This window comes from Pseudonocardia sp. CA-107938 (genome assembly GCF_050936315.1).
In the GTDB taxonomy this organism is placed as follows: Bacteria; Actinomycetota; Actinomycetes; order Mycobacteriales; family Pseudonocardiaceae; genus Pseudonocardia.
The window spans coordinates 355,105-380,214 of the sequence record NZ_JBNJNA010000001.1 but is presented as its reverse complement, the minus strand read 5'-3'; the positions used below and the strand labels follow the sequence as shown (position 1 = coordinate 380,214).

Sequence of the window (25,110 nt, the reverse complement as noted above, 5' to 3'; positions counted from 1 at the left end):
CCGGAGGCCCGAGTGCCCGACCTGCGCGTCACCGCCCTGTACAGCTATACCGTGAAGGGCGCGGCGGGCATCGCGCACGAGGCGGCGGACGTCGGGCCGGCCGGTCTCGCCGGCGACCGCCAGTTCCTGGTGACCGATACGGACGGCGTCTACCGCACGCAGCGCGCCGATCCCCGGCTGGCGCTGATCCGGCCGGCATGGGCGGACGACGGCGTGCTCGCGCTCGCCGCGCCGGACGTCGAGCCGATCGCCGTCAGCGTCGACCGTGCCGGGCCGCGCCGGCCGATCGTGCTCTTCAAGCACCACCTCACCGGCATCGACCAGGGCGACGCCGTCGCGGAGTGGGTGAGCGCGGTGCTCGGCCGCCCGAGCCGGCTCGTGGCCGCGCCGCCCGAGCACGACCGCGTCACCGACGGGGCGATCCCCGGCACCGCCGGGTACGCCGACTCCAGCGCCGTGCACCTGATCGCCGAGGAGAGCCTCGCCGACCTCAACGCGCGGCTGGACGCGCCGCTCCCGATGGCCCGCTTCCGTCCCAACATCGTCGTCGCCGGCGCACCCGCGTACGCCGAGGACGCGCTGCGCCGCCTGCGCGTCGGCGATGTCGAGCTGGGCTGGACCAAGCTCGCCGCCCGGTGCGCGGTCACCCTCGTCGACCCGGCGACGGGCCGCCGGGCAGGCCCGGAGCCGCTGCGGGCGTTCGCGCGCTACCGGCGCGACCCCACGGGCGGTGTCGTGTTCGGCACCAAGTTCGCGGTGCTGCGCTCCGGGAGGGTCCGGGTCGGCGACCCGGTCAGCGGCGCAGCAGCTTCCCCAGCAACCGCAGCACCGGCCGCGTCACCGCCCGCAACGCCCGCCGCGGCGGGCTGACCAGCGTCAACCAGTCGAACGTGTTGCGCAGTAGCGTGCGGGTCCGCCCGTCCGCGGCCTTGCGGTAGGCCACCAGCCCGTAGCCGAGGTCGGCGACCGGCACGAACCCCGCCCGCTGCAGGTCGTAGCGGGCCCGCAGGTCGTCGTCGTACAGGTGCCAGACCGTCTCGCGGCTCGGTTCGCGGATGTCGAAGTTCGCGATCAGGTAGCCGCCGCGACCCAGCGCGGCGTGCAGCTGCCGCGCCGTCCCGTACAGGTCGGGGACGTGGGCGAGGGTGTCGATGGCGGTGATCGCGTCGTACTCGCCGGCCGGCAGCCCGCTCTCCGCGAGGTCGATGTACTCGGCCTTCTGGCCGCGGCGCTGCAGCCGGAACTGGGCGAAGTCCAGCAGCGTCGAGGACAAATCGGCGGCCGTCGTCTTCCAGCCGCCCTCCTCGAACAGCTGGCTGGTGACGCCCACACCGGAGCCGAAGTCCAGGTGCCGGCGACCCGGTGAGTACTGCTGCAGCCAGCGGTAGGCCAGCACGCTCGCGGGGTCCGCGTAGCCCTCCGACTGCAGGTAGGCCCACCACAGCAGGTCGAAGCCCCACGACTGCTGGGTGCGGTAGAACGCGACACGGGCCTCGTCGGACGCCGAACCGTTGACGGCCTCCCACTCCTCGACGCTCTCCTCCTCCCAGTGCAGGGCGCGCAGACGCGCTTCCTCGGTGGAGATGTCGTGGTAGGTGGCGAGGTCGTCCAGCACGGAGTCGCGGACGCTGCGGTCGTCGAGCTGCAGCACACGCCGGAACATCCGCATCTCCGGCGTGGACCGCAGCACCGAACCGGTCTGCTGCGGCAGCTCGTCGGGCGCCGCGGTGACCGGGTCGATGTGCACCCCGGACTCGGCGTTCGGGTTGGCGTTCTCGACCGCGGTGCGCAGGCCCCTCTTGAGGGCCCGGGTGATCGGGTTGACAGGTGTGGAGGTCATGGAGGGTCCCGGAAGGGCGAGGCGCCGACGGGCGCCTGGTGGACGAGGGGCCGCCGTCAGGCGGCGAGGCACACCCGTCCGGCCGGTGGCGCCCGGCTGCTCCACGGTCCTTGCTCCCACGCGCTCGTCCACGTCCGCTGGGCGGCGCGGACGACGAGGCGCCGGACCGGCCGGATCGTCCGGAACGGCGTCACGGCCTGGCGGCGTGCCCGCTCGACGAAGACCGCCCACAGCACCGGGGACGCCGCACCGATCGCCGCGTGCACGAGCGACCCGATGACCAGGAGCGCCGCCGGCGGCGCCTCGTGCATGCCGGCCAGGAACTCGGCGAACTCGACCCCGACGAACACCGCAGGTGCCAGCGCACCCTGCACAACGCTCTGCCATCCGGCGACCCGCGCCGGCGGGTGCCGCAGCGCGCTGCCCACCGCCACCAGCGACGTGACGGCGAGCATCAGCACCGCGATCGCGAGCGGGCCGGCCCAGCCGTGGTAGTGCACGACGAAGCCGGGGTGGATGTGCGCGAAGCCGATCAGCGTGGCGACGTGGGCGATGCTCCAGGTCAGCAGGCCGAACCCGATCCCGGAGGCAGTGCCGGAGAGCGCAGCGGGAAAGCGACGCATCGAGCACCCCCTCGCCGGTCACGGTCTCCTGTGTCTGGTTCCGACGGTACGGAACGACCGGTAAGACCGGCAGCCCCTGCAGGCAAGCGGAGGGTTAAACCTGGCGGGATCGGGCCAGCGCGGGGTAGTCGCGCAGCTCCACGGCCGTGGCGAAGCGGTCGGTGATCCACAGCGTCAGCCGCATCATCCAGGCCGTGCGCAGCATCAGGTTGCGCGCCCGGATGCCCATCCGCGTGCGCGGCGCGAGCACTGCCCCTGGCCGGCCCTTCTCGCCCACCCCGGCGTACGAGCGGAAGACCTCCTCGTACCGGCGGAACGCGACGACGTGGTCGCCGTCGGCCGCCAGCAGCTCCCCGGCCAGCACGTACGCGCCCACGACGGCCAGCCCGGAACCGAACCCGGCCAGCGTCGACCCGTACCCGGCGTCGCCGAGCAGCACGACCCGGCCCGACGACCAGCGGTCCATCGAGACCCGGCTGATCGAGTCCACGTACACCGACGCCGCCTCGGGTAGCCGGTCCAGCAGCTCCGGGATCCGCCACCGGCCGCCCGCGTACGCCTCCCGCAGCACCTGCTTCTGCTGCTCGGCGTCGTAGCGGTCGTAGCTCAGCTGCGGCGAGGCGAACACGAAGAACGCGGGCGCCTTGGAGCCGCCGATCGCGACCATGCGGCCCGGCTCGTTGTACATGAGGTGGTCGCCGGCCACACCCAGGTCGGCCAGCGCGTAGTACCAGCCGGAGTAGGTCACGAACTGCTCCTCCGGCCCGAACGCCAGCCGCCGCACCGCCGAGTGAATCCCGTCCGCGCCCACCACCAGGTCGAACGTGCGTGCCGCCCCCTTCGCGAACGTGACGTGCACGCCGTCGGCGGTCTCGGTCAGCGAGGTGATCTCGTCGCCGAACACGTACTCGCAGGTCTCGCGCGTCGCCTCGTAGAGGATCTCCGCGAGGTCGCCGCGGCGGATCTCCAGCTCCCCGCCGGTGACGTCGCCCGGCAGCACCGCGAGGGCCCGCCCGTCGGCGTCGACGACGGTCTGGTCCTGACCGCCGGTCTGCCGGGCCGCGATCGCGTCCCACAGACCCATGGCCTCGAGCACCTGGCGGTGCACCGCCCCCTTGAAGTCGATCGCCTGCCCGCCCGGGCGCAGGGCCGGCGCGCGTTCCACCACGGTCACCGTCGCGCCGTAGCGCTCCAGCCAGAAGGCCAGCGACGGCCCGGCGATGCTGGCGCCGGAGATGAGCACGGTCTGGTTCAGCAGCTTGGTCATGAGCAGAGGTTGGAACCGGCCGCTGACAGTGCACTGACAGCGATTTCAGGACAGGAGGTCGGCAACCAGGCGGTCGGCTGCCGCCCGGTCCAGCGCTGCGCCGCGGGCGTAGGCCTCGGCGAAGCCCTCCTCGCCCAGCTCGGCTCGGGTCGTTGCGGTGGTGGCCGCCACGTAGGGGTCCCCGGCGATGGCGAGCCCGCGCATGGTCGCCGCTGCGCCGAGGAGCTCCGCTGCGCGTGCCCCACTCGCCATCCCGCCCGCCGCGCCCTCGACGGCGTCGGCGAGGTCGGAGCGCAGCGGTGACGCGATCCCGTCCGCCAGCGCCTGCCGGAACTGCTCGGGGTCGGCGGTGAGGCGGCCCAGAGCCACCGCGACGCGGACGCCGTACCGGACGTCGGGCCCGTCGGACGGCAGTTCCGCGAGCAGCGCGGCGGCGTCGGCGGGCCGGCCGCGGCGCACGGTCACCTCGGCCAGGCCCAGCCGCGCCTCGGCCGAGGGAGCGGCCCGCCCGGCGCGGCGCAGCAGGTCCTCGGCCGCACGGAGGTCTGCCTCGGCGGCGTCCGTGTCGCCGTGACGCAACAGCGCTTCGGCGCGGTGGCACAGCAGCTGCGCGCACTCGTCGACCGCGCCCAGCTCGCCCTGCAGCACCAGCGCCTCGCTCCAGCGCGCGTACGCCGACGCCCAGCGGCCGCGCCACCCGTCGACGACGGCGAGCCAGTCCAGCGCCTGCGCTGTGCCCCAGCGGTCGCCGAGCCTACGGAACGTGGCGAGCGCGGACTCCATCTCGCGTTCGCCGTCGGCCGGGCTCCCGCGCAGCACGCCCAGCAACACCTGCGACAGGTGCATGAGCGCGTCGTTCCACGGGTCGGCCCCGAGCCGCACGGTGTAGTTCTCGGTGCCCTCCTCCGGCGGACCCGCGGTCATCCCCCACAGCGCGGCGGCGAACGGGTACCGCAGCGGGTGGTCGAGCGTGGCCAGCACCTCGCGGGCGCGCGTCCAGTGCTCGGCGCCTGCCCGCGGCGCCGCCTGCATGACGCAGGAGACGTACTCCTCGTCGACCCCGTCGGGCACCGGCCCGGCGATCAACGCGGCCGCCGCGGCGGCGCCCCGGGTGGCCCGTCCCGACAGCCACCAGTACGCCGACAGTGCCGCGACCAGCCGGAACGCCGTCGGCCGGTCGTGCTCGACCGCCCAGGCCAGCGCCGCGTCGAGGTTCGCCTCCTCCGCGGTCAGCCGGGCCAGCCAGTCCAGCTGCTCGGCCCGGCGCAGGTGCGGGTCGGCCTCCTGCGCGAGTCGCAGGTGGTACGCGGCGTGTGCAGCCCGCAGCTGTGGCTCCGCACCGGATTCGGCCAGCCGGTCTGCGCAGAACCGCCGGATCGGTTCCAGCATCCGGTAGCGCTGCCCGTCGGTCGTCACGAGGCTGTGGTCGACGAGCATCGCCAGCTCGTCGATCCGCTGCCCGCAGACGCCCTCGACGGCGTCGAGGGTCGCGCCGCCGGAGAACACGGCGAAGGCCGCCGCGAGCTGCTGCTCGGCCGGGCTGAGCAGCGCCCAGCTCCACTCGACGACGGCGGCGAGGCTGCGGTGCCGTTCGGCGACGGTCGGGTCGCCGCGTCCGAGCAGGCCGAACGGGTCGACGGCCAGCCGCTGTGCCACCGCCCCGACCGGCAGCTGCCGCAGCCGGGCGGCCGCCAGCTCGATCGCGAGCGGGAGCCCGTCGAGGGCGGCGCAGATCGCGTCGACGTCGGCAGTGCGGGCGAACCCGGGGCGCACCGCCGCGGCGCGCTGGACGAACAGCTCGACGGCGCCGTCGTCGACCGGGAGCGGCGTCAGCGGCAGCAACGTCTCGCCGGTGACACCGAGCGGTGCCCGGCTGGTCGCCACGACGCGGGCGTCCGGCGCGGCGCCGAGGACCGCCCTCGCCAGGCCGGCTGCGCCGGCGAGCACGTGCTCGCAGTTGTCCAGCACCAGCACCGCCGGATCGGCGGCGAGCGCCGTGCCGATCAGCCCGACCGGGTCGGCAGGCGCACCGAACCCCGGCTCGCGCAGGCCGAGCGCGACCAGCGCCGCCGCGGGCACCTGCGCGGAGTCGGTGAGGGGCGCGAGGTCGACGAAGCAGGCGGTGCGCGGCGCCCACTCCGTGACGAGCCGGGTCTTGCCGGTGCCGCCCGGCCCCAGCACGGTGACCAGCCGCGCACCGGCGGCGAGGTCGGCGAGCCGGGCCAGCTCGGCGGTGCGTCCGACGAACGTGCTGACGGCGGCGGGTACCCGACGGCGCGGTCCGGCCGCCGGTCGGTCGGCCTGCAGCAGGGCGCGGTGCACGGCCGCCAGCTCCGGCGACGGGTCGGTGCCCAGCTCGGCGCGCAGCAGCCGGCGGACCCGCTCGTACTCGGCGAGGGCCTCGGCCTGCCGGCCCGCGGCGTGCAGCGCCCGGACCAGCAGTCCGCGCAGCCGTTCCCGCAGCGGGTGCGCGGCCACCAGCTCCCGCAGCTCGGCGATCGATGGCTCGCCCGGGAGCGCGAGCTCGGCCTCGGCGAGGTCCTCGGCCGCGCCGACGCGCAGCTCGGCGAGACCGGCGACCGCAGCGGCCGTGGCCGGGGAATCCGGCAGGTCGGACAGCGGGTCGCCCCGCCAGAGCGCCAGCGCGGCGCGCAGCAGACGGGCCGCGTCCGCGGGCCGTCCGGCGGCCAGCGCCGCCCGCCCGTCCGCGGCGAGCCGGGCGAACCGTGCCACGTCCACGTCGTCGGGATCGACGGCGAGCCGGTAGCCACCCGGGCCGAACTCGACCGCGTCGCCGCCGAGCGCGCGGCGCAGCCGCGACACGTGCGCCTGCACCGCGTTGGCGGCCCCGGCGGGCGGGTGCTCGCCGTACTGGCCGTCGACGATCCGGTCGACGCCCACGGTGCGTCCGGCCGCCATCGCGAGCAGCACCAGCAGAGCGCGCGGGCGGGGTCCGCCGACCGTGATCGGCGCGCCGTCGTCCCCGGTGACCGCGAGCGGGCCGAGGATCGCGAACTGCACGTCGGAGATCGTGGCACGCCTGTGCTGCGCAGGTCATCCGGTCCGTACCCTGATCTTCCTATGGCTCGCGACGAGATCCCCCAGGGTGTCGGCCGGTCCGCGCAGCTGGCGTCGCTGCCGCTGTCGATCGCTGGCCGGGCCGTTGCCGGCTGGGGTCGCTCGCTGGTCCGCGGACCGGACGAGGACGCCTCCGCGGCCGCTGCCGCGCGCACCGCCGAGCAGCTGTTCGCCGTGCTGGGCACGCTCAAGGGCGGCGCGATGAAGCTGGGCCAGGCGCTGTCCGTGTACGACGCGATGGTGCCCGCCGAGCTCGCCGGGCCCTACCACGACGCGCTGGCGAAGCTGCAGACCGCGGGCCCGCCCATGCCCGTCCGCGACGTGCACCGGATGCTCGCCGAGCAGCTGGGCAGCGGCTGGCGGGGGCGGTTCGCCGAGTTCGCCGACGAGCCCGTCGCGGCGGCCAGCATCGGGCAGGTGCACCGCGCCGTGTGGCGCGGGCGCGACGGGCGGCCCGACCGCGACGTCGCCGTCAAGGTGCAGTACCCGGGCGCCGACGTCGCGCTCGACGCCGACCTGCGCCAGCTGCAGCGGTTCTCCCGCCTGGTCGGCGCGGTGTTCTCGGGGCTCGACGCGAAGGCCCTGATCGCGGAGCTGCGCGCGCGGATGCTGGAGGAGGTCGACTACCGGCTGGAGGCCGACCGGCAACGCGCGTTCGCGGCCGCGTTCGCCGCCGACCCGGCCGTCTCGGTGCCGGCGGTGGTGGCGTCGGCGCCGAAGGTGCTGGTCACGGGGTGGGTGGAGGGCGAGCCACTGGGGCGTTCCATCGGCCGTCCGGCGGCGGACGCCGCGGAGCAGGCCCGTCGCGACGGCTGGGCGCACACGATCATCGAGACCATGTTCTCCACGCCGAGCCGGCTGGGCCTGCTGCACGCCGACCCGCACCCCGGCAACTTCATGGTGCAACCCGACGGGCGGCTCGCCATGGTCGACTTCGGGGCGGTCGCGCAGCTGCCCGACGGCATCCCGCCGGTGCTCGTGGAGATCCTCCGGCACACCGCGCGCAGCGAGTCGGAGCAGCTCATGGCGTTGCTGCGGCGGGAGGGCTTCGTGGCACCCAGCGCGCAGGAGGCGGACGTGCTGCGCTGGATCGGGGCGCTCGCCGACCCGTTGCGCGTGCCCGCGTTCCACTTCACGCGGGCCTGGATGGCGCGCCAGGGCGCGCGCGTGGCCAACCCCACCAACCGCGCGTTCACCCAGACCGCCCGCGCCCTCAACCTGCCCGCCGAGCACGTGCTGGTGCTGCGGGTGCTGGGCGGCTGGATGAACATCCTCGCCCAGCTCGACGTCACCGTCGCCGCGCGCGCGATCGTCGAGCGGTGGGTGCCGGGTTTCGCCTGATCAGACCAGCCATGTCCCGTCGCGCATGAGGGTGCGGCCGGGGTGCTCGTCGACCTCCCGCCAGGCCTGGATCCGTTCCGGGCGCAGGACGAAGAGGACGTTCAGGTGGGACCGTGGATCCCACCCGGCGACGGCGGCGTAGCGCTCGGCCAGCTCGCCGGCCGCGTCGATGCTGCGTTCCACGACGGCGTCGATCATGGCGACGTCGCGGGTGGGGCCGATGCCGAGCCGGGCCACGCCGTTGTCGGTGAGGTTGCGGGCGGTGCGGGAGCTCGGTGCCATCGCGAGCACGATCCGCTCGTCGAGCCAGGCGAGGGTGAGCGGCACGAGGTGCGGGCCGTCGGTGCCCGCGGTGGCCACCCAGCAGTCCGTGACGGGGTGGGCGAGCGCGCCCAGCACGTTCGCGCGCCGCTCCGGGCCGCTGCGTGGGGGCATAGGGGGACTCTCCTCTGATTGGTTAGGCTGGCCTTGCTTGGATCTCCTGGGAGAGGATCTCGATGTCCCGATCTTGCCTGCGGACCGCGTTCGCCGCGGTGGCCGCCGCCGCTGCGCTGCTGGTGGCCGGATGTGGCGGGGCGGCCGCGCCGCCGGCTGCGTCGCCGTCCGCGGGCGGGACGTTCCCGGTGACCGTGCAGCACAAGTTCGGCAGCACCACGATCCCGGCCAAGCCGGTCCGGGTGGTCACCCTCGGCTACACCGACCAGGACGCCGTGCTCGCGCTCGGCACGGTGCCCGTCGCGACGTCGGAGTGGTACGGCGAGAAGCCCGGTGCCCTCTTCCCGTGGGCGGCGGCGAAGCTGAACGGGGCTCCGCTGCCGGCGGTGATCCCGAGCTCGCAGACCGTCCAGTTCGAGAAGGTCGCCTCGTACCGTCCCGACCTGATCCTGGACCTGTACGGCGGCCTCGAGCAGGGCGACTACGACAAGCTCAGCGCCATCGCCCCGACCATCGCCCAACCGGCGGGCGTGCCGAACTACGCGATCCCGTGGGACGTCCAGACCGAGGTGATCGGCCAGGCCCTCGGCAAGCCGGCCGAGGCCGCGGCGCTGGTCAAGGGCGTCAAGGACAAGATCGCCCAGGTGAAGGCGGTGCACCCGCAGTACGCCGGCAGGACCGCGCTCACCGCGGGCTGGTTCTCCGACAAGTGGTACGGCTACGCCACCAAGGACCAGCGCGGCCGCCTGCTCACCGACCTCGGCCTCACCGTCAACCCGGAGATCGACAAGCTCTCCGGCGACGACTTCGGCGCCTACGTGAGCTTCGAACGCCCCGACCTGATCGACGCCGACGCCCTGATCTGGGTCATGTTCGAACCCGGCCAGGAAGCGAAGATCAAGGCCAGCCCCAGCTACGCCACCACCAGAGCCGCGACCCAGGGCCGCGCCATCTACATCGACGCGACCGGCGACTCCGCCCTCGACGCGATGGGCGGCTTCATCACGGTCCTGAGCCTCCCCGGCCTCCTCGACGCCCTGCCCCCGAAGCTGGACGCGCTGCTGGACGGCGACCCAGCCACCAACTAGCCCCTGAACTTGCGGGATGCCGTGGTGTCTCGGGGCTCCGCCCCGAACCCCGGCCCTCCTCTGGTGGAGCGGGAAACCTGCGGTCGGCTCCACCGCCGATCGGTCGCCCTGACGGGATGCCACACCGGCGGCCGGGCCGCAAACGAAACGACGTGTTTGCACCCCGACCACCGGCGCGGCGTTGCTGCGCACGCCCGATCGACGGTGGAGCCTCAGACCGTGCGCTGGGCACAGTGCTGCCCTGGTCATGGCGCGGCCCAGAGGTCGGTCATCCAGGGTGGCGGGATGAACCTCGGTTTCCCGGACGACATGTCGATGCGCCACTCGGTGGAGTGGATTTGGTCATGGTGTTGGCAGCAGAGCATGACCAGGTTGCGTAGGTCGGTCGGTCCGCCGTGTTGCCACTCGATCACGTGGTGGACTTCGCACCAGGAGGGTGGTCGGTCGCAGCCGGGGTGGGCGCAGCCGCCGTCGCGGGCGGCAACTGCACGGCGCAGGCGGGGGCTGATGGTGCGGCTGGCCCGGCCGATGTCGACCGGTTCACTGCGCTCGTCCAGCAGCACCGGGAGGATGCCGGCGTCGCAGGCCAGGCGGCGCAGTTGGCCGGGGGTGAGCTGGCCGCCGGTGTCGAGCATGGCGGAGCGGGCCCGGTTCTCCAGGTCGGTCAGGTTGATGGTGACCACCAGGCGAGGCCGTTCTCCGGCGACTTCGCCGGTGTCGTCGAAGTCGAGGGCGAACCCGCAGATCTCCGCCAGGGCCGCCGCGTTGCGCTCCGCCGCGGTCGTGCCCCGGTTCTCGGGAGTCGGCCGGGTGCGGGCCTCGATCGCGGTGCGGATCGCCGCGAACGCCAACGGGTCCTCGAACTGCCCACGCAGCCAACCGCTGCCATCAGCGTTGGCACCCATCTGCAGTTCGTTGCGGCCGGGCCGCTCATCCGGCTCCGGCCCGTCCACGTCGGCGGCGGCGAGCAGCTCCAGTCCCATGATCCGGACTTCCCGCGGGGTGAAGGTGCGGGCGGCCTCACCGAGGCTGGCCTCGATGGAGATCCGGTCGGCGAGACTGATCCGCGACGCGGGCCGGGAGTTCATCAGCGCGGCGATGGTGTCCACATGCCGCATCGTGGCCGCATCATCGGTGAACGCGGCCGCGGTCGCCGGGAGCACCGGCTCCAACGGCTCGCCATCCAACGCGACCCGCGGCCCGACGTGTTCGGCGACGGTGACATGCCGGCGGGCGGTGTCGTGGTCCCAGCCGAGCAGATCCTTCAACCCGGCAAGGGTGGTGCGGTAGCCCTTCTCCGCCAACACGCCGTCGCGCTCCACGGCAGCGATAGCGGCGACCTTCGCCCGGTCGACCTGGCGCGCCACACCCTCCAGAACGAGGAGCGCGGCGAGGGGATCGGGGCTGTCGGAAATGGCCGTGAACGCCTGCTCGATCAGGCTCGCGGCCTGGGCGAGTGGGTTCTCGGTCATGCCTTGATTCTACCCGAACACAGGTTCGAACTGCTGCCGATTATCGCAGGTCAGACACCATTTAGCCCCGGGCGACAAGCACGCCGCCGGCATCGGGGATCCTCGCAGAAGCTGAGGCGTCGTCGCAGAGGTTCGAACTGCTGCGAGGACCACCGAACCTCTGCGAAGTCACCGGATCCCCGCGAATGAGGCTCCACCGTCGGTCGGGCGTGCACAGCAAGGCCGCAGCGCCGGTGGGGAGGCAAGCCCGCGGTATCGCTTGCCTCCCCACCGGCGATGTGGCATCCCGAAGGGCGACCGAGCGACGGTGGAGCCGGCACGTAAAAGCTCCACCGGAGGGAGGCGCCGGGGCCCGGGGCAGAGCCCCGGAAACCAGACCGAACGACCGCAACCACCTACCCTCACCCCCATGCCCATCCCAGCCCGAGTAGCCGAGTTCTGCGCCCGCTACGACCTGCGGCTGCCCATCCTCACCGCCCCGATGGCCGGCGCGTGCCCGCCGGAGCTGTCGATCGCAGTGGCCGAGGCAGGCGGGATGGGCGCGAACGGCGTGCTGCTGGACGGCCCCGACAAGATCGCGGACTGGATGCGCCGCTTCCGCGCGGGAACGGAGGGCCCCGTCCAGCTGAACAACTGGATCCCCGACGACCCCAGCGACGAGGGCGTCGCCGACGCCGCCCGCTTCCTCGCGACTCTCGGCGACCCGGGTCCCGAGCCACCTGCGGCTCCCGACTTCACAGACCAGTGCGAGGCGATGCTCGAGGCCCGTCCGACGGTGGTCTCGTCGATCATGGGCAGGTTCGACGCGGACTACGTGCGGCGCGTGCACGACGCGGGCATCGCCTGGTTCGCCGTCGCCACCACCCTCGACGACGCGCTCGCGGCCGAGGATGCCGGCGCCGACGCCGTGGTGGCGCAGGGCATGGAGGCCGGCGGGCACCGCGGAACCGTCGATCCGGCCGACGCCGAACGCACCGTCGTCGGCCTGTTCGCGCTGGTGCCGAGGCTGGCCGACCGGTTGCGGGTGCCAGTGATCGCCGCGGGTGGCATCGCGAACGGGCGCGGGGTCGCGGCGGCGCTGCTCCTCGGCGCGAGTGCGGTGCAGGTGGGTACGGCGTTGCTGCGCAGTCCGGAGGCGGGGATCGACGAGCGGTGGTCGGCCGCGTTGGCCGACCTCGCGCCGGAGGGCACGGTGCCGACGCGCGCCTACTCGGGGCGGCTGGGCCGGGCGGTCCGCACCCCGTACGTCGCCGCGTGGGAGGCGCCGGACGCCCCGCCACCCGCGCCGTACCCGCACCAGCGGCGGCTGGTGGCGCAGTGGCGGGCGGGCACGCCACGCGACGTCGACCGCGTCAACTTCTGGTCCGGGCAGAGCGCGGCGCTCGCCAAGGTGGCGCCGGCCGGCGAGATCGTGACGACGATGTGGCAGGACGCCACGGCGCTGCTGGGTCCCTGATCAGCGCGACTGCAGCGCGTCGAGCGCCACCGCCATGGCTGCGGCGAGCCGGAAGTCGACGCGCGGGTCGGGGACGGTGACGTCGTAGCGGTCGCGGATGGTCTTCTTCCGCTCGCTGCTGAGGACGGGCCGACCGGTCGCCTTGTCGGTGAAGTCGAAGTGGAAGACGAACGGCACCCAGATGTCGCCGAGGTAGGGGATGAAGTCCCACACGCGACGGAGGATCGCGATCGCCGGTCGCCGTTCCTGTCCGACGGCGTCGAAGCCAGGCCCGGACAGGTGCCAGGTGGAGCGCAGCAGGCTCTTCCCGAAGTCCTTCTTGAACCAGCCGATGGGGGTGCCGTGCTCGTCGCGGACGTCGTGCTCTGCGCGCACGTCGAGGCGCTGCCGGGCCTTGAAGGAGAACACGGGCCGGGTCTTGGCGGTGTCGGCGAAGAAGACGACCTCCTCCTTCAGCTTCATCCGCTTCTGCTCGGCGAACGCGAGCAGGGCGCCCTCGCTCCCGTCCGGGTTCGCAGCGGTGATCTCGTACCGGTTCACCATCAGGGTGATGCGCTGGCGGACGAAGAAGCGCGGCACGTGCATGGGCGCGGTCATGAGCTCGAGCCTGCCACCCTCTCCCTTCGGGTGTTGTGGACGCGGGCAACCCCGTCAACGCTGGGGCACTTCAGCCAACGTCGGCAGGAGGGCCACCGTGCGGATCGGCGTCACCGGGCACTCGAACCTCACCGCGGACAGTGAACCGGTCGTCGCCTCGGCCATCCGCTCCGTGCTCGACGGGATCGACCGCCCGGTGCTCGGCATGACCTGCCTGGCTCGCGGGGCCGACCGGGTGTTCGCCCGCACCGTCCTCGACGCCGGCGGCGAGATCGAGGTGGTGCTGCCGGCCGCCGACTACCGCGCCGAACGCGTCGCCGCGCACGAGCGGCCGGGTTTCGACGCGCTCGTCGCGGCCGCCCGCTCGATCGTGACGATGCCGTTCGCGGCGTCGTGCCGGGCCGCCTACGAGGCCGCGAACGATCATGTGCTGGCGCACGTGCAGCGGCTCGTCGCCGTCTGGGACGGCTCCCCTCCTGACGGGCGCGGCGGCACCGCCGACGCCGTGCGGCGGGCTCGGGAGGCCGGGATGGACGTCGTCGTGGTGTGGCCGGCCGGCGCCGCCCGCGAGCGCTGAGCAGGAAAATCGCACGTCACAGGCTGTGCTGCGACGCTAACCTGCCGCCACCATGGACGCAGACGAGTACGACCACGCCGCCATCGAGACGCAAGCGCGCCTCCTGTGGGAGGAGCGCGGCATCTACCGCTTCGACCCCACCGGCACCGGTCCCGTATTCAGCGTCGACACGCCGCCGCCGTACGTCTCGGCGTCGCACCTGCACGTCGGGCACGCGATGAGCTACTCGCAGCCCGACTTCGTCGTCCGCTACCGGCGGATGCGTGGCGAGCGGATCTTCTACCCGATGGGCTTCGACGACAACGGGCTGCCGACCGAGCGCTACGTCGAGCAGAAGTACGGCATCAAGGCCGCCGACACGCCCCGCGCGGAGTTCGTGCAGCTCTGCCTGGCGGAGACCCGGACGACCGCGGCACGGTACGAGGACCTGTGGCGGCGGGTCGGCCTGTCGGTCGACTGGTCGCTGCTCTACTCGACGATCGGCGAGCGCAGCCGGCGCACCGCGCAGACCGGCTTCGTCACCCTGCACGAGGCCGGGCTGGTCCGCCGCCGCAACGACCCGATCATCTGGTGCCCCGAGTGCCGCACCTCCCTCGCGCAGGCCGACGTGGAGGACCACGAGCGCAAGGGCCGCATGTACCGGGTCGCGTTCGGGGAGGGGCTCGTCATCGCCACCACCCGCCCGGAGCTGCTGCCCGGCTGCGTCGCGCTCTACTGCCACCCCTCCGACGAGCGCCACCGCGACCTCGTCGGCGGCACGGCCCGGGTGCCGATCTTCGGTCACGAGGTGCCGATCCGGGCCGACGAGTCGGTCGACCCGGCGTTCGGCACCGGCCTCATGATGGTCTGCACGTTCGGCGACGCGGAGGACGTCGCCAAGTGGCGTCGCGACCAGCTCGACCTGCGCATCGTCCTCGAACCCGACGGGCGGCTGAACGAGCTGGCCGGCCCGCTCGCCGGCCGCTCGGTCCTGGACGCGCGCAGCGTCGTCGTCGAGCTGCTGAAGGACGCGGGCGCGCTGGGGGAGAGCACGTCGTTGCGGCAGGTCGTCGGCGTCCACGAGCGCTGCCTCACGCCCGTCGAGTTCCAGATCCGCCCGCAGTGGTTCGTCGCCGTCCAGGAGCACCGCGACCGGTTCCGCGCCCGCGCCGACGAGCTGACGTGGATCCCGCCGTTCATGAAGCGCAGGCTGGAGGACTGGATCGACGGGCTGAAGTGGGACTGGAACATCAGCCGGCAGCGGCACTACGGCGTCCCGTTCCCGGTCTGGTACTGCGGCAGCTGTGCCGAGGTCGTCCTGGCGGAGCGGGAGCAGCTGCCGGTCGACCCGCTGACCGACGCCCCGGCCGCGTGCCCGCACTGCGGCGGCACCGACCTGGAGCCGGAGCGCGACGTCATGGACACCTGGATGACGTCGTCGCTGTCACCGCAGATCAACGACGGGTGGGCGACCGGGGAGCCGGATCCTGCGCTTGCGCCGATGAGCCTGCGCGTCCAGGCGTTCGAGATCATCCGTACCTGGCTGTTCTACTCGGTCGTCCAGTCGGAGTTCCTGTTCGGCCGCGTGCCGTGGCGCACGGTCATGATCTCCGGCTGGGGCCTGAACGAGCAGGGCAAGAAGATCGCCAAGCGGGACCTGGAGAAGTCCACGACCGCCGACGGCTTCAACCGCTACGTGCCCGACCAGGTCATCGACCGCTACGGCGCCGACGCGCTGCGCCTGTGGGCCACCTCGGCGCGGATCGGCCACGACCTGCGCTATTCGGAGAAGGACGTGCGGGCCGGCCGCAAGCTGGCGGTCAAGCTGTGGAACGTCGGGCGCTTCGTCCAGCTCAACCTGGACGGGGTCGAGCCGGCGAGCCTGCCGGTGGCGGAGTGCACCGCCGTCGACCGGTGGCTGCTCTCGCACCTCGCCGAGACCGTCGAGCAGGTCACGGCGGCGTTCGACGGGTTCGACGTCACCGGTGCCTACAAGGCGGCGTCCCGGTTCTTCTGGTCGATCCTGTGCGACCGGTACATCGAGATGGTGAAGGACCGGTTCGTCGATGCGGAACGGCACACCGATGCCGATCGCGCCAGCGCCCGGTGGACGCTCTGGACGGCCTACCGCGTGGTGCTCGGCCTGTTCGCGCCCTTCGCGCCGTTCGTCACCGAGCACCTCTACCAGCGGTTCTACGCCGAGACGGAGGGTGTCGCGAGCATCCACGTGTCGGACTGGCCGCAGCCGGACCCGGCGTGGGTGGGGGACCGCAGCGCGATCGAGCAGATGGTCACGATGCTGGACGCGGTGCGCGTGCTGCGCTCCCGCGAGCGGCTCTCGGCCAACGCGCGGATCGCGACGCTGGTGCTCGACGCCCCGGCCGACCCGGCCCGGACGCTGGCCGCGGAGGTCGCCGAGGCGCTGCGCGCGGCCGCCCGCGCCGACCAGGTCGTGTTCGGGCCCGCCGAGCACGACAGCGGGGTCGCCGGGATCGCGCTGGCCGTCATCGTCTGACGGTCACGGCGACGAGCCCGGCGACGGCGAGCCACGCCACCGCGCCGACGACGGCGAGCACGTGCAACCCCTGGACGAACTGCGGGGCCGGCGCGGTGGCGGCGGCGACCGCGCCGAACACGGCGACTCCTAGTGCTGTGCCGGCCTGGCGGGCGGTGTTGGTGATGCCGCTGGCCAGGCCGGACCGGTCCGGGGGCACGGCGGAGACGGCCGCCGACACCACCGGCGCGGTGAACAGCCCTGCGCCGATCCCGAGCCCGAGCAGCGCAGGCAGCAGGACCGCGTAGCCGCTGCCGGGATCGACCCGGACGAACCACGCGGCCCCGGCGGCGGCGACCAGCGCGCCGACGACCAGCGGCGGCCGGGCGCCCCACCGCGCGGTCGCCCGTCCCGCGACGGGCGCGAGCACCGCGAGCGGGACGAACATGGGCAGGAGCGCGATCCCGGCGGCGAGCGGGTCGGCGTGCAGGACGTGCTGCAGGAACAGGGTCGTGACGAAGAGGAACCCGTTGAGCACCAGGTTCATCGTTCCGGCGGCGACGTTCGGACCGGCGAAGGACGGGCGGCGCAGGACCCCGAGCGGCACCATCGGGTCGTCCGCCCGGCCCTCGCGCAGCACGAACCCGGTCGCGCAGCCCAGTGCCACGATCAGCGCCGTGATCCCGGCGGCCTGGAACCCGTGGTGCCCGACGTCGATGACGGCGAACACGGCGGCACCCAGCCCGGCCGCGGCGAGGGCGGTCCCCGGCAGGTCGGCGCGCCGCTCGGGGCGGCGCTTCCCGGTCGGCACGAGCCGCAGCACCGCGACCACGGCGGCGGCCACCACCGGGAGGTTCACCAGGAACACCCAGCGCCACCCGGCCGCGCTGACCAGCCCGCCGCCGAGCAGCGGCCCGGCGGGCAGCGCGAGCGACGACACCCCGGCCCAGATCCCCAGCGCACGGGCGCGCGCGCCGCGGTCGGGGAACGTGTCGGTGACGACGGCGAGCGTGCCCGGCAGCAGCAGCGCCGCACCCACACCCTGGGCGGCCCTGGCCGCGATCAGCACGCCCGTCGACGGGGCGAGCCCGCACGCGGCGGACGCCGCGCCGAACACGACCAGCCCCGCGACGACGACGCGGCGGTGGCCGACCCGGTCGCCGAGCGTGCCGGAGGCGAGCAGCAGAGCCGCGATGGCCACGGCGTAGGCGTCGACGATCCACTGGGTCGCGGCGGCATCGGCGCCGACGTCGGTGCCGATGGACGGCAGCGCCACGTTGACGACGGTGACGTCGAGGAGCACCAGGAACATGCCAGCGCACATCACGACGAGGATCGCTGTCGGACGGTTCTGCATCGTTCGAGTCTGGCCCGCGGACAGTTCAGCCGCGGCCGAAGCGTCGGCGCGGGACACTCGACGGCATGACCGACCACGACGTCGCCGCGGTCGCCCGGATGTTCGCCGAGCCGGCGCGGGCCCGCATCCTCGCGGCGCTGGCCGACGGGCGGTCGCTCGCCGCCTCGGTGCTCGCCGACGAGGCAGGCGTCTCGCCGTCATCGGCCAGCGCGCACCTGGCCCAGCTCCACGACGCCGGGCTCGTCGAGGTCGAGCGCTCCGGCCGCTACCGCTACCACCGGCTCGCCAACCGGCAGGTCGCCGCGGCCCTCGAGGCGCTCATGGCGCTGGCACCGCAGCGGCCGGTCCGGTCGCTGCGCGAACACAACCACGCAGCCGCGCTGCGGCACGCCCGGAGCTGCTACGATCACCTCGCCGGTCGCGCCGGTGTCGCCGTCACCGCGGCGCTCGTCGAGCGGGGCGCCCTCGAACCGACCGACGACGTGCCCGACACGCGTCGCCGACCCGACGACCCGATCTCCGCGCCCCTGCGCACGCATCCGTACCGGCTCGGGCCTGCGGCCGGTCCCGTCCTCGCCGGGCTGGGCGTCGACGTCGACGCGCTGCGCAACGACGGCGCCCGCCGGCCGCTGCTGCGCTTCTGCCTCGACTGGAGCGAGCAGCGCCACCACCTCGGCGGCCGCCTCGGCGCCACGCTGCTCAGCGCGCTGATCGATCAGGGCTGGCTCGCGCCGACGCGCCGCCGCAGGGCCCTCGCCGTCACCGACGACGGGCGCCGGATGCTCGCCGAGCGGCTCGGGATCGCGGACGTCTGAGCCTGCAGGTGTCGGACGCACGCCGCCCGCGGCGGCGAGCGTCGCGGCCGCGCGCCCAGGCCTGCGGTGACTCGGGAGCGGTGCATGCCCGCACCGGTCACATCGGCGCAGGTCCGGGCCTCCGCGCGCGGGGGAGCGGCATCCCGAGCTCGGAGGACGGATGTGATCCGGCTCACATTCTTGAGCTGTCCCCTGCCGCGACGACCGCTCGTCCCCCTGGTGAATCGACCCCCACGGAGGAGGACACCATGCCCAAGGTCATCGTCGGCGAGTTCGTCACGCTCGACGGGGTCACCGAGGACCCCGACGGTTCCAACGGCACCCCGCACGGGGGCTGGATGTTCCGCTACGGGCCCGACGCCGTCGCCGGCGACAAGTTCCGGCTGGGCACCGTGCTGCAGACCGGGGTGAAGGTGCTCGGCCGCGCCACCTGGGAGCTGCTGGGCGGGATCTTCGCCAGCCGCGAGGACGACTTCGCCCGCGCACTCGCCGCCATGGAGAAGATCGTCGTCTCCCGCACGCTCACCGACGTCAGCGCCTGGGCCAACTCGACCCTGCTCGACGGGGATCTCCTCGACGTCGTGCGGGAGCGGGCCCGCCACCAGGACGTGGTCGTGGTCGGCAGCGGTAGCGTCGTCGACCAGCTGGTCGCGCACGATCTCGTCGACGAGTTCCGGCTGGTCGTGTTCCCGCTGGTGGTCGGCAAGGGGCACCGGATCTTCGATGCCGCCACCGCGCCCATCGACCTGGAGCTGGTGTCGAGCGAGGAAGCGGGCGGGGGTGCGCTGCGCCAGGTCTACGCGCGAAAGGGCGGCCGATGAGGTACGCACTCCTGATCAACGAGCGCCCCGGCGCCTACGACGGCCTCGACGACGCCCAGCGGGCGGCGATCACCGCCGAGTACCTGGCGGTGCGCGACGACGGGCGCGTCCAGCACGGGGAGCGCTTGCAGCCGGCCGCCACGGCCACGACGATGCGCGCCGGCGGGCTGCTGACCGACGGGCCCTTCGCCGACACCAAGGAGGTGTTCGGCGGGTTCTTCCTCATCGAGGCACCCGACCTGGACTCGGCGCTCGAACTGGCGTCCCGCATCCCGGCCGTCCGCATGGGCGGCTCCGTGGAGGTCCGGCCGCTGGCCGAGCACTACCGGTGATCGAGCAGGTCTTCCGCGAGGAGTGGTCGCGGATCGTCGCGACCCTCGTCGGGTTCTGCGGCGACCTGCACGTCGCCGAGGACGCGGCGCAGGAGGCGTTCGCGATCGCGGCGCGGCGGTGGCCCGTCGACGGTGTGCCGGACGTGCCGCGCGCCTGGCTGGTCACGACCGCGCGCAACCGGGCCATCGACCTGCTGCGCCGCGAGCGGCGGCACGCCGAGAAGCTGCGACTCCTGGATCCGCCGGAAGCCGTCGAGCACGAGCCGGAGGAGGTAGGGATGATCACCGACGAGCGCCTCGAGCTGGTGTTCCTCTGCTGCCACCCGGCGCTGGCCCCCGAGGCGCGGGTGGCGCTCACCCTGCGCGCGGTGGGCGGGCTGGACACGGACGAGATCGCCCGGGCATTCCTCGTCGCCGAGGAGACGATGAAGCGGCGGCTCACCCGCGCCCGCACCAAGATCCGCGACGCCGGCATCCCGTTCCGGGTGCCCGACGAGGCGGTGCTGCCCGGGCGGCTCGACACCGTCCTCGCCGTCCTCTACCTGATCTTCAACCAGGGCTGGGGCGACGGCCGGGCCGATCTGGCCGCCGAGGCCATCCGGCTGGCCGGCCTGCTCGACGAGCTCCTGCCGGCGCAACCGCAGGTCACCGCGCTGCGGGCGCTCATGCTGCTGCACGACTCCCGGCGCGCGGCACGCGTCCGCGACGGCGCGATCGTGCCGCTCGCCGAGCAGGACCGCGCCTTGTGGAACCGGGCGCAGCTCGGCGCGGGACGGGAGCTGCTCGACCTGGCGCTGGCTCGCGGTGCCCGCGGCCCGTACGCGCTGCAGGCCGCGATCGCCGAGCTGCAGACCGAGGACCCGATCGACTGGTCCGAGGTCCGCCGCCTCTACGACACCCTCCTGGCGGAGACCGGGTCGGCGGTGGTCGCGCTCAACCGCGCCGTCGCGATCGCGGAGACCGACGGGCCTGCCGCGGCTCTCGCCGTCGTCGACGCGCTGGACCTGGGGAATTACCGCTACCTGCACTCCACCCGGGCCGAGCTGCTGCGCCGCCTCGGCGACGCGTCCGCTGCCCGGGCCGCGTACGACCGGGCGATCGAGCTCACCACCACCGATGCCGAGCGGCGTTTCCTCGAGCAGCGTCGGGACGGCCTCAGCTCGCCTCGGTGAAGACGTCCAGGGCGACGTCGGGCGCGTAGGCGGCGACGATCCGGATCCCCGTGCGCTGCATCGCCGCGACGGCGTGGGCCCGGCAGAACGGCAGGGGTCGGTCGCCGAGATCCGTGCCCCACAGCTCCACGAGCGGCTCGGACGTGCACGCGGCCGAGGTGCAGGCCCGATGTGGATCGAGCGACGGCGTCGCGTGACTGGTGGCGGCGTAGGCGTCGGCCGTCATCGCGGCGAGCAGCCCGTTGGCCCGCTCTGCTGCGGGATCGCCAGGGACGGTGCTCATCGCCGCCGCGTGGGCGTCGACCAGGGCCATGTCGAACGCGTCCATCCGCTGAGCCGGGTCGGCGTGCTCGATGTCGGCGAGCCGTTCCCGCAGCAGCGCGTGCCGCGGCCCGTCCGACGCCAGCACCGCCCGGGCGCTCTCCCTGAACTCGGCGCCGTGGCGCTGCCACCAGGCGATCTTGCGCTGGCGCACGTCGCTGAGGCCGGCCAGTCCCGGCCACTTGCGACGGGCGCCCTGCCGCGTCATGCCCGCCGCGTCGCCGATGGCGGGGTAGTCGGCGCCGCGCTCGGCGGCGGACAGCGCTGCCGAACCGGCCAGCAGGTCCGCGCTGTCGCGGATGGCCAGCAGCGCGGTGACCGCGGCGAGCCACCGGCTCCGCAGCTCGGCGTCCGGAAGGTCGACGTCCGGGCCGGCGTCCGGAGGGAGGTCGAGCGTCGTGCGCACCGTCGTCCACGCCAGCTGCTCGACGGCGGCGGTCAGTTCGGCGCGTTGCGCATCGGGCAGGCCTCGCACGGCGGCTCCTTGACAACACTTGTTTACGGCCTCCACCATGGTCGCCTCGACAACAAGTGTTGTCAAGAATGGGGACTGGCATGCGCGCGCTGATCATCGGTGGGACGTCGTTCGTGGGGCGCGCGACCGTGCGCGAAGCCCTCGACCGGGGGCACGACGTCACGACCTTCAACCGCGGCGTGACCGGCCCCGACGCGGACGGCGTCGAGGCGCTGCGCGGGGACAGGTCACGCGACGACGGCCTCGCGCAGCTCGCCGGCCGCACCTTCGACGCCGTCGTCGACCCCGGGTGGGGTCGTGCCGAGGCACGTCCTGCGCACGGCTCGCGCGCTCGCCGACGCGACCCCCACCTACGCGTTCGTCTCCACGACGGCCGTCTACCGGAGCTGGGAGGCGCCGGGACAGGACGAGTCGGCGCCGACCTGGCCAGGGCGGGCGGACCAGGAGGGCGATGCGAGCGACCTCGCGAAGCTCGCCGTCCACAAACGGGGCTGCGAGCTGGCCGTCGAGCAGGTGTTCGGGGACGCCGCCCTGGTGGCGCGGGCCGGGTCGATCGTCGGGCCGCACGACAACCTCGGCCAGCTGCCCGCCTGGCTCGCCCGCGCTGCCGCCGGCGGACGGATGGTGGCCCCGGGTGATCCCGGCCGCGGCCTGCAGCTGATCGACGCGCGGGACCTCGCGGCGTTCGTGCTGGACCAGGTCGAGGCGAAGGCGGGCGGCCTGCACAACGCCGTCGCCGACGGGCCGAACACGACGATGGGCGGGCTGGTCGACGCGTGCGTGCAGGCCACCGGGGCTTCCGCCGATCCGGTGTGGATCGACGAGGCGTTCCTGCTGTCGCACGGCGCGGCGCCCTGGACGGAGCTCCCGTTCTGGATTCCGGACGCGCCGACCACGGCGGGTTTCTGGGCGGTGTCGGGCGCGCAGGCGCGTGCCGCCGGCCTGCGCACCCGCCCGTTCGCGGAGACCGTGCAGGACACGTGGGAGTGGCTGCGGAGCGGCGGCGAGGTCCGCCCCGCGCCCGGCAGCCCGTCCTTCGGTCTCCCGGCGGAGAAGGAGCGCCGGCTGCTGGACGAGTGGGCGGCCGCCGCTGAGCTTCGGTGATCACGGCAAGAGGTCGCTCGACAGGATCGAGTGGCAACCGTCTGCCCTGATCGCCGAACCGCTGCCGCAGCGGGCCTGTCGACCGTGGTGCCCCCGGTAGGATCTGATCATTTCCTGTCGCAGCCCTGAATGATCAGGTTTGACATTCTCGTTTGATTCTTGATCTTCGAGATCTCCTGGATGATGAAAGGGCTCGACTGGCGTAGTGACTTTGATCATTCCTAGCGTTGATGCTTGACCTGTGGCGGGCGGGGTCAAGTACTGCGAAGGCATCACCCAGGACGGCAATCGATGTAGAAACCCTGTGTCGAGCGCGAGGCGGGCACGGTTCTGTCACCATCATCGGGGCCAGTCGGGGCGAGGACGTTCGTCCGTACGGGCGCGGGTGATGGCGCCACCTCCGTCGGCTCCGGGGTGGTCGGATCTTTCGCGACGTATTCCTTCGCAGCGTCGCTCTGCCGATATTGGGACCTCAGCAGGTTCTTCGATTGGGCGTAGGCGATCTGGTGGTCGCGATGTCGGCCGGCACTCCTCTGGATCAATGCCGCCCGGCCGGGATGGAAGCGGACGAGAACTCAGGCGGAAGATCTTCGATGCGGCCTTCGATGTTGGCGAGAAGGCGGTTGAAGACGGTTGGTCGGCGGCTGTCGCGGATCAGCTGGCCGAAGTCCTCAACGAGCGGTTGTGGGAGGAACTTCAGCGACGAAGAGGGGACCGCCGGTTCTGTGAGCGCCTCTCGACTACTGCTGCCTATCTTGACCAGGCGGCTGACGGGCCGAAAACTCTCCTCGGCAAGGCGGCCGCCTTCGTCGCAAAACTGATGGGTCGCTCCAGTCTTGAGCAGAGGCTGGCGAAGGCTTTAGCCGGGCAGGTGGCCGACAAGGTCGCTGCGGTCGCAGGGTGGCCGACATACAAGTTCAAACTGACGGCTCGTCTCCTTCGAATATGCGGGGTGTGGGTCTGCGTTGACGCAGGTCTCACGCTGCGCGACTGCGAGTGCTTCAAGGACCTGGCGTCCGACTCGACTAAGGAGTACATCAAGGGTGTGCTCGAGGAGAAAATTGACATCCTTGTTGTCGGAGCTGGGCCGAAATAAGCTTGCACTCGGGTCTGCTGCAATACGAGGCCCGATATTTGTCTCCCGACAATGGTTCGACGGTCACGGGTGACCTCGATCAGGCCGGCTTCTTTAGGCGAGATAGAGGGCGGTGAGCTGTCCCGACGGCCACCGCATTCGCGATGGCAATCTCGGCAACTGGCGGGAGCAGGTCACGGGTCTCAGTTCACCGGAGGAGATCTGTTCACGCAGTACGTCCGCGATTGACTCGTATGGACCACGAGGGCGAGCTGGTGCCGGAACTGGCTTCGGCACGATCGTCGCCATTGCGACGGCCGCACGCCGGTCTGCCACGTTCACCCATGCCGCGTAGACCTTGATGGTCGTCGCCCCGCCGCTGCCGTGCCCGAGTCGGCCGGCGACGGTGCGGATGTCGACGCCGGCGGCGACGAGCTCGGTCGCGCTGTAGTGCCGCAGCGAGTGCAGGCGGGTGCTCCGCAGCTCCAGGCGGATCGCAAGCCGGCGGTACCGCTGGCTGATCGCGCCGGGGGAGATACGGCTCGCGGCCGTCGACCGCGGGGGAGAAGACGTAGGCATCGGGGCTGAGCGCGACGCCGAGCTCGGCGCAGCGCGACTCGAACAACTGCCGATGCGTCGCCAGCAGCGAGACCGTGTGCTCGTCGATGGCGATCTTGCGTGCCTGGTGGGTCTTGGTGCCCTTCCCCTTGAGGCCGGCCTTCGGCTGCGCGTTGGAGTGGTGGATGTGGAGCACGTCGCGGTCGAGGTCGAGGTGGCGCCAACGCAGCGCTGAGACCTCGCCTCGGCGCGGGCCGGTGAGCATGGTCAGCCAGAGCCATCGCGGCCTTGTCGACGCCAAGATGCTGCCAGCGAACGGCCCGTTCGAGCGCGCCGCGGATGATGTAGTGGCACTTCCGGGTCGTGCTGGTGCTGAGCGGCGGCAGCTGTGGCCGCGCGGTGGCCGGCCGCCGCACATCTGCCGGCAGCGATGGAGCCACGCGTAGAAGTGCTCCAGCGGCTCTGCATCGAGCTTCGCGGCCTGGAGGTCGCCGAACGTCGGGAGGACGTAGAGCCGGATCAGGTCCTCGTAGCGCTCGGGGTGGTGTCCTCCAGCTCGACGACCTCCATCCAGCGCTCGACCGCCTGCCGCACGGTGATGTTGGACTTCGGGTGCCGATCCTCGTCGACCTGGACCTGCAGGCGGGTGAGCTCCTTTTCGGCCTCGTCGTACGTCGCGACGACCGAGCGAAGGTAGCGGGGCCGGCGGGTCAGCGGGTACCCGCGTAGACGACAGCGCGATGCGACCCGCTCGGGAGGGTCTCGATGTGGCCACGCCGGCGGCGCTTGCGAGAAGGCATGGGGCGAAGCTAAGAGCCAGCTATCCCACGATC

23 protein-coding genes and 1 pseudogene are annotated in these 25,110 nt (G+C 73.1%); 14 read left to right on the top strand and 10 right to left on the bottom strand.

Translation table 11 applies throughout. The annotated features are described in order from the left end of the window. Positions 1-21: 21 nt before the first annotated feature. Positions 22-870, top strand: a complete 849-nt coding sequence (locus ACQEVB_RS01815; RefSeq protein WP_432980058.1) for an MOSC domain-containing protein — start codon at positions 22-24, stop codon at positions 868-870. Here the strand turns inward: ACQEVB_RS01815 and ACQEVB_RS01810 are convergent. The 4 genes from ACQEVB_RS01810 to ACQEVB_RS01795 all read right to left on the bottom strand — a co-directional run bounded on the left by ACQEVB_RS01810 (position 794) and on the right by ACQEVB_RS01795 (position 6,751). Next, positions 794-1,840, bottom strand: a complete 1,047-nt coding sequence (locus tag ACQEVB_RS01810) for a class I SAM-dependent methyltransferase (RefSeq protein WP_432963915.1) — start codon at positions 1,838-1,840, stop codon at positions 794-796. The genes ACQEVB_RS01815 and ACQEVB_RS01810 overlap by 77 nt on opposite strands. A gap of 56 nt (positions 1,841-1,896) precedes the next feature. Continuing rightward, the gene (locus ACQEVB_RS01805) at positions 1,897-2,463 is read right to left on the bottom strand and encodes a hypothetical protein (protein ID WP_432963912.1); all 567 of its coding nucleotides are present in this window, start codon (positions 2,461-2,463) and stop codon (positions 1,897-1,899) included. Between the two features lie 94 nt (positions 2,464-2,557). Further along, the gene (locus ACQEVB_RS01800) at positions 2,558-3,721 is read right to left on the bottom strand and encodes an FAD-dependent monooxygenase (RefSeq protein WP_432980055.1); all 1,164 of its coding nucleotides are present in this window, start codon (positions 3,719-3,721) and stop codon (positions 2,558-2,560) included. Between the two features lie 54 nt (positions 3,722-3,775). Next, entirely contained in the window at positions 3,776-6,751 is a 2,976-nt protein-coding gene (locus tag ACQEVB_RS01795) for a BTAD domain-containing putative transcriptional regulator (RefSeq protein ID WP_432963909.1), read from the bottom strand. 60 nt (positions 6,752-6,811) lie between these two features. Here ACQEVB_RS01795 and ACQEVB_RS01790 point away from each other — a divergent pair, with 60 nt between their 5' ends. Further along, the gene (locus ACQEVB_RS01790; protein WP_432963906.1) at positions 6,812-8,149 is read left to right on the top strand and encodes an ABC1 kinase family protein; all 1,338 of its coding nucleotides are present in this window, start codon (positions 6,812-6,814) and stop codon (positions 8,147-8,149) included. On the opposite strand, the gene ACQEVB_RS01785 is transcribed toward ACQEVB_RS01790, so the two are convergent. Further along, the gene (locus tag ACQEVB_RS01785; protein ID WP_432963903.1) at positions 8,150-8,584 is read right to left on the bottom strand and encodes a pyridoxamine 5'-phosphate oxidase family protein; all 435 of its coding nucleotides are present in this window, start codon (positions 8,582-8,584) and stop codon (positions 8,150-8,152) included. A gap of 62 nt (positions 8,585-8,646) precedes the next feature. On the opposite strand from ACQEVB_RS01785, the gene ACQEVB_RS01780 reads away from it, so the two are divergent. After that, positions 8,647-9,672, top strand: a complete 1,026-nt coding sequence (locus tag ACQEVB_RS01780; protein WP_432963900.1) for an ABC transporter substrate-binding protein — start codon at positions 8,647-8,649, stop codon at positions 9,670-9,672. Between the two features lie 245 nt (positions 9,673-9,917). On the opposite strand, the gene ACQEVB_RS01775 is transcribed toward ACQEVB_RS01780, so the two are convergent. Beyond that, the gene (locus tag ACQEVB_RS01775) at positions 9,918-11,144 is read right to left on the bottom strand and encodes a DUF222 domain-containing protein (protein WP_432963897.1); all 1,227 of its coding nucleotides are present in this window, start codon (positions 11,142-11,144) and stop codon (positions 9,918-9,920) included. A gap of 409 nt (positions 11,145-11,553) precedes the next feature. Here ACQEVB_RS01775 and ACQEVB_RS01770 point away from each other — a divergent pair, with 409 nt between their 5' ends. After that, positions 11,554-12,600, top strand: a complete 1,047-nt coding sequence (locus tag ACQEVB_RS01770) for an NAD(P)H-dependent flavin oxidoreductase (RefSeq protein ID WP_432963894.1) — start codon at positions 11,554-11,556, stop codon at positions 12,598-12,600. Here ACQEVB_RS01770 and ACQEVB_RS01765 read toward each other — a convergent pair whose 3' ends face one another. Further along, positions 12,601-13,197: a hypothetical protein gene (locus ACQEVB_RS01765; protein WP_432963892.1), complete on the bottom strand. Its 597-nt coding sequence runs from the start codon at positions 13,195-13,197 to the stop codon at positions 12,601-12,603. It lies immediately after the preceding gene. Between the two features lie 97 nt (positions 13,198-13,294). Between ACQEVB_RS01765 and ACQEVB_RS01760 the strand changes: the two genes are divergently transcribed. Both ACQEVB_RS01760 and ACQEVB_RS01755 read left to right on the top strand, forming a co-directional pair. Next, positions 13,295-13,774 carry a hypothetical protein gene (locus ACQEVB_RS01760; RefSeq protein WP_432963889.1) on the top strand — a complete coding sequence of 160 codons (480 nt, stop codon included), beginning with the start codon at positions 13,295-13,297 and terminating at the stop codon, positions 13,772-13,774. Between the two features lie 52 nt (positions 13,775-13,826). Then, positions 13,827-16,268, top strand: a complete 2,442-nt coding sequence (locus tag ACQEVB_RS01755) for a valine--tRNA ligase (RefSeq protein WP_432963886.1) — start codon at positions 13,827-13,829, stop codon at positions 16,266-16,268. Here ACQEVB_RS01755 and ACQEVB_RS01750 read toward each other — a convergent pair. Further along, positions 16,258-17,604 carry an MFS transporter gene (locus ACQEVB_RS01750; RefSeq protein WP_432963883.1) on the bottom strand — a complete coding sequence of 449 codons (1,347 nt, stop codon included), beginning with the start codon at positions 17,602-17,604 and terminating at the stop codon, positions 16,258-16,260. The genes ACQEVB_RS01755 and ACQEVB_RS01750 overlap by 11 nt on opposite strands. A 65-nt stretch (positions 17,605-17,669) precedes the next feature. On the opposite strand from ACQEVB_RS01750, the gene ACQEVB_RS01745 reads away from it, so the two are divergent. The 4 genes from ACQEVB_RS01745 to ACQEVB_RS01730 all read left to right on the top strand — a co-directional run bounded on the left by ACQEVB_RS01745 (position 17,670) and on the right by ACQEVB_RS01730 (position 20,744). After that, on the top strand, positions 17,670-18,419 hold the full coding sequence (locus ACQEVB_RS01745) for a helix-turn-helix domain-containing protein (RefSeq protein ID WP_432963880.1): 750 nt from the start codon (positions 17,670-17,672) through the stop codon (positions 18,417-18,419). A 248-nt stretch (positions 18,420-18,667) separates the two neighbouring features. Then, positions 18,668-19,240: a dihydrofolate reductase family protein gene (locus ACQEVB_RS01740; RefSeq protein WP_432963877.1), complete on the top strand. Its 573-nt coding sequence runs from the start codon at positions 18,668-18,670 to the stop codon at positions 19,238-19,240. Continuing rightward, complete coding sequence (locus ACQEVB_RS01735; RefSeq protein ID WP_432963874.1) at positions 19,237-19,572, top strand: YciI family protein; 336 nt, start codon at positions 19,237-19,239, stop codon at positions 19,570-19,572. Before ACQEVB_RS01740 ends, ACQEVB_RS01735 begins: the two co-directional genes overlap by 4 nt. After that, the gene (locus ACQEVB_RS01730) at positions 19,569-20,744 is read left to right on the top strand and encodes an RNA polymerase sigma factor (RefSeq protein WP_432963871.1); all 1,176 of its coding nucleotides are present in this window, start codon (positions 19,569-19,571) and stop codon (positions 20,742-20,744) included. The genes ACQEVB_RS01735 and ACQEVB_RS01730 overlap by 4 nt, the downstream gene beginning before the upstream one ends. Here the strand turns inward: ACQEVB_RS01730 and ACQEVB_RS01725 are convergent. Continuing rightward, complete coding sequence (locus ACQEVB_RS01725; RefSeq protein ID WP_432963868.1) at positions 20,728-21,540, bottom strand: hypothetical protein; 813 nt, start codon at positions 21,538-21,540, stop codon at positions 20,728-20,730. The genes ACQEVB_RS01730 and ACQEVB_RS01725 overlap by 17 nt on opposite strands. Positions 21,541-21,608: 68 nt before the next feature. Between ACQEVB_RS01725 and ACQEVB_RS01720 the strand changes: the two are divergent. The 3 genes and pseudogenes from ACQEVB_RS01720 to ACQEVB_RS01710 all read left to right on the top strand — a co-directional run. After that, positions 21,609-21,812, top strand: a pseudogene (locus ACQEVB_RS01720) (NAD-dependent epimerase/dehydratase family protein); the annotation flags it as partial. A gap of 25 nt (positions 21,813-21,837) precedes the next feature. Then, complete coding sequence (locus tag ACQEVB_RS01715; RefSeq protein ID WP_432980716.1) at positions 21,838-22,644, top strand: reductase; 807 nt, start codon at positions 21,838-21,840, stop codon at positions 22,642-22,644. A gap of 541 nt (positions 22,645-23,185) precedes the next feature. Further along, on the top strand, positions 23,186-23,740 hold the full coding sequence (locus tag ACQEVB_RS01710) for a hypothetical protein (protein ID WP_432963865.1): 555 nt from the start codon (positions 23,186-23,188) through the stop codon (positions 23,738-23,740). A 93-nt stretch (positions 23,741-23,833) separates the two neighbouring features. Here ACQEVB_RS01710 and ACQEVB_RS01705 read toward each other — a convergent pair whose 3' ends face one another. Continuing rightward, positions 23,834-24,298, bottom strand: coding sequence for a tyrosine-type recombinase/integrase (locus ACQEVB_RS01705; protein ID WP_432963862.1), 465 nt, complete (start codon positions 24,296-24,298; stop codon positions 23,834-23,836). Between ACQEVB_RS01705 and ACQEVB_RS01700 the strand changes: the two genes are divergently transcribed. Then, positions 24,192-24,512 (top strand): hypothetical protein, encoded by a 321-nt coding sequence (locus tag ACQEVB_RS01700; protein WP_432980713.1) that lies wholly within the window; start codon positions 24,192-24,194, stop codon positions 24,510-24,512. The genes ACQEVB_RS01705 and ACQEVB_RS01700 overlap by 107 nt on opposite strands. The last annotated feature ends 598 nt before the right edge of the window (positions 24,513-25,110 follow it).

Excerpts from the sequence above, each read along its gene's own strand:
- ACQEVB_RS01740 (WP_432963877.1), top strand. The coding sequence starts at position 18,668 with ATGCCCAAGGTCATCGTCGGCGAGTTCGTCACGCTCGACGGGGTCACC.
- ACQEVB_RS01710 (WP_432963865.1), top strand. The coding sequence starts at position 23,186 with ATGCCGCCCGGCCGGGATGGAAGCGGACGAGAACTCAGGCGGAAGATC.
- ACQEVB_RS01785 (WP_432963903.1), bottom strand. The coding sequence starts at position 8,584 with ATGCCCCCACGCAGCGGCCCGGAGCGGCGCGCGAACGTGCTGGGCGCG.
- ACQEVB_RS01705 (WP_432963862.1), bottom strand. The coding sequence starts at position 24,298 with ATGCCTACGTCTTCTCCCCCGCGGTCGACGGCCGCGAGCCGTATCTCC.
- ACQEVB_RS01790 (WP_432963906.1), top strand. The coding sequence starts at position 6,812 with ATGGCTCGCGACGAGATCCCCCAGGGTGTCGGCCGGTCCGCGCAGCTG.
- ACQEVB_RS01770 (WP_432963894.1), top strand. The coding sequence starts at position 11,554 with ATGCCCATCCCAGCCCGAGTAGCCGAGTTCTGCGCCCGCTACGACCTG.
- ACQEVB_RS01805 (WP_432963912.1), bottom strand. The coding sequence starts at position 2,463 with ATGCGTCGCTTTCCCGCTGCGCTCTCCGGCACTGCCTCCGGGATCGGG.
- ACQEVB_RS01755 (WP_432963886.1), top strand. The coding sequence starts at position 13,827 with ATGGACGCAGACGAGTACGACCACGCCGCCATCGAGACGCAAGCGCGC.
- ACQEVB_RS01765 (WP_432963892.1), bottom strand. The coding sequence starts at position 13,197 with ATGACCGCGCCCATGCACGTGCCGCGCTTCTTCGTCCGCCAGCGCATC.
- ACQEVB_RS01780 (WP_432963900.1), top strand. The coding sequence starts at position 8,647 with ATGTCCCGATCTTGCCTGCGGACCGCGTTCGCCGCGGTGGCCGCCGCC.
- ACQEVB_RS01735 (WP_432963874.1), top strand. The coding sequence starts at position 19,237 with ATGAGGTACGCACTCCTGATCAACGAGCGCCCCGGCGCCTACGACGGC.
- ACQEVB_RS01750 (WP_432963883.1), bottom strand. The coding sequence starts at position 17,604 with ATGCAGAACCGTCCGACAGCGATCCTCGTCGTGATGTGCGCTGGCATG.
- ACQEVB_RS01775 (WP_432963897.1), bottom strand. The coding sequence starts at position 11,144 with ATGACCGAGAACCCACTCGCCCAGGCCGCGAGCCTGATCGAGCAGGCG.
- ACQEVB_RS01810 (WP_432963915.1), bottom strand. The coding sequence starts at position 1,840 with ATGACCTCCACACCTGTCAACCCGATCACCCGGGCCCTCAAGAGGGGC.
- ACQEVB_RS01745 (WP_432963880.1), top strand. The coding sequence starts at position 17,670 with ATGACCGACCACGACGTCGCCGCGGTCGCCCGGATGTTCGCCGAGCCG.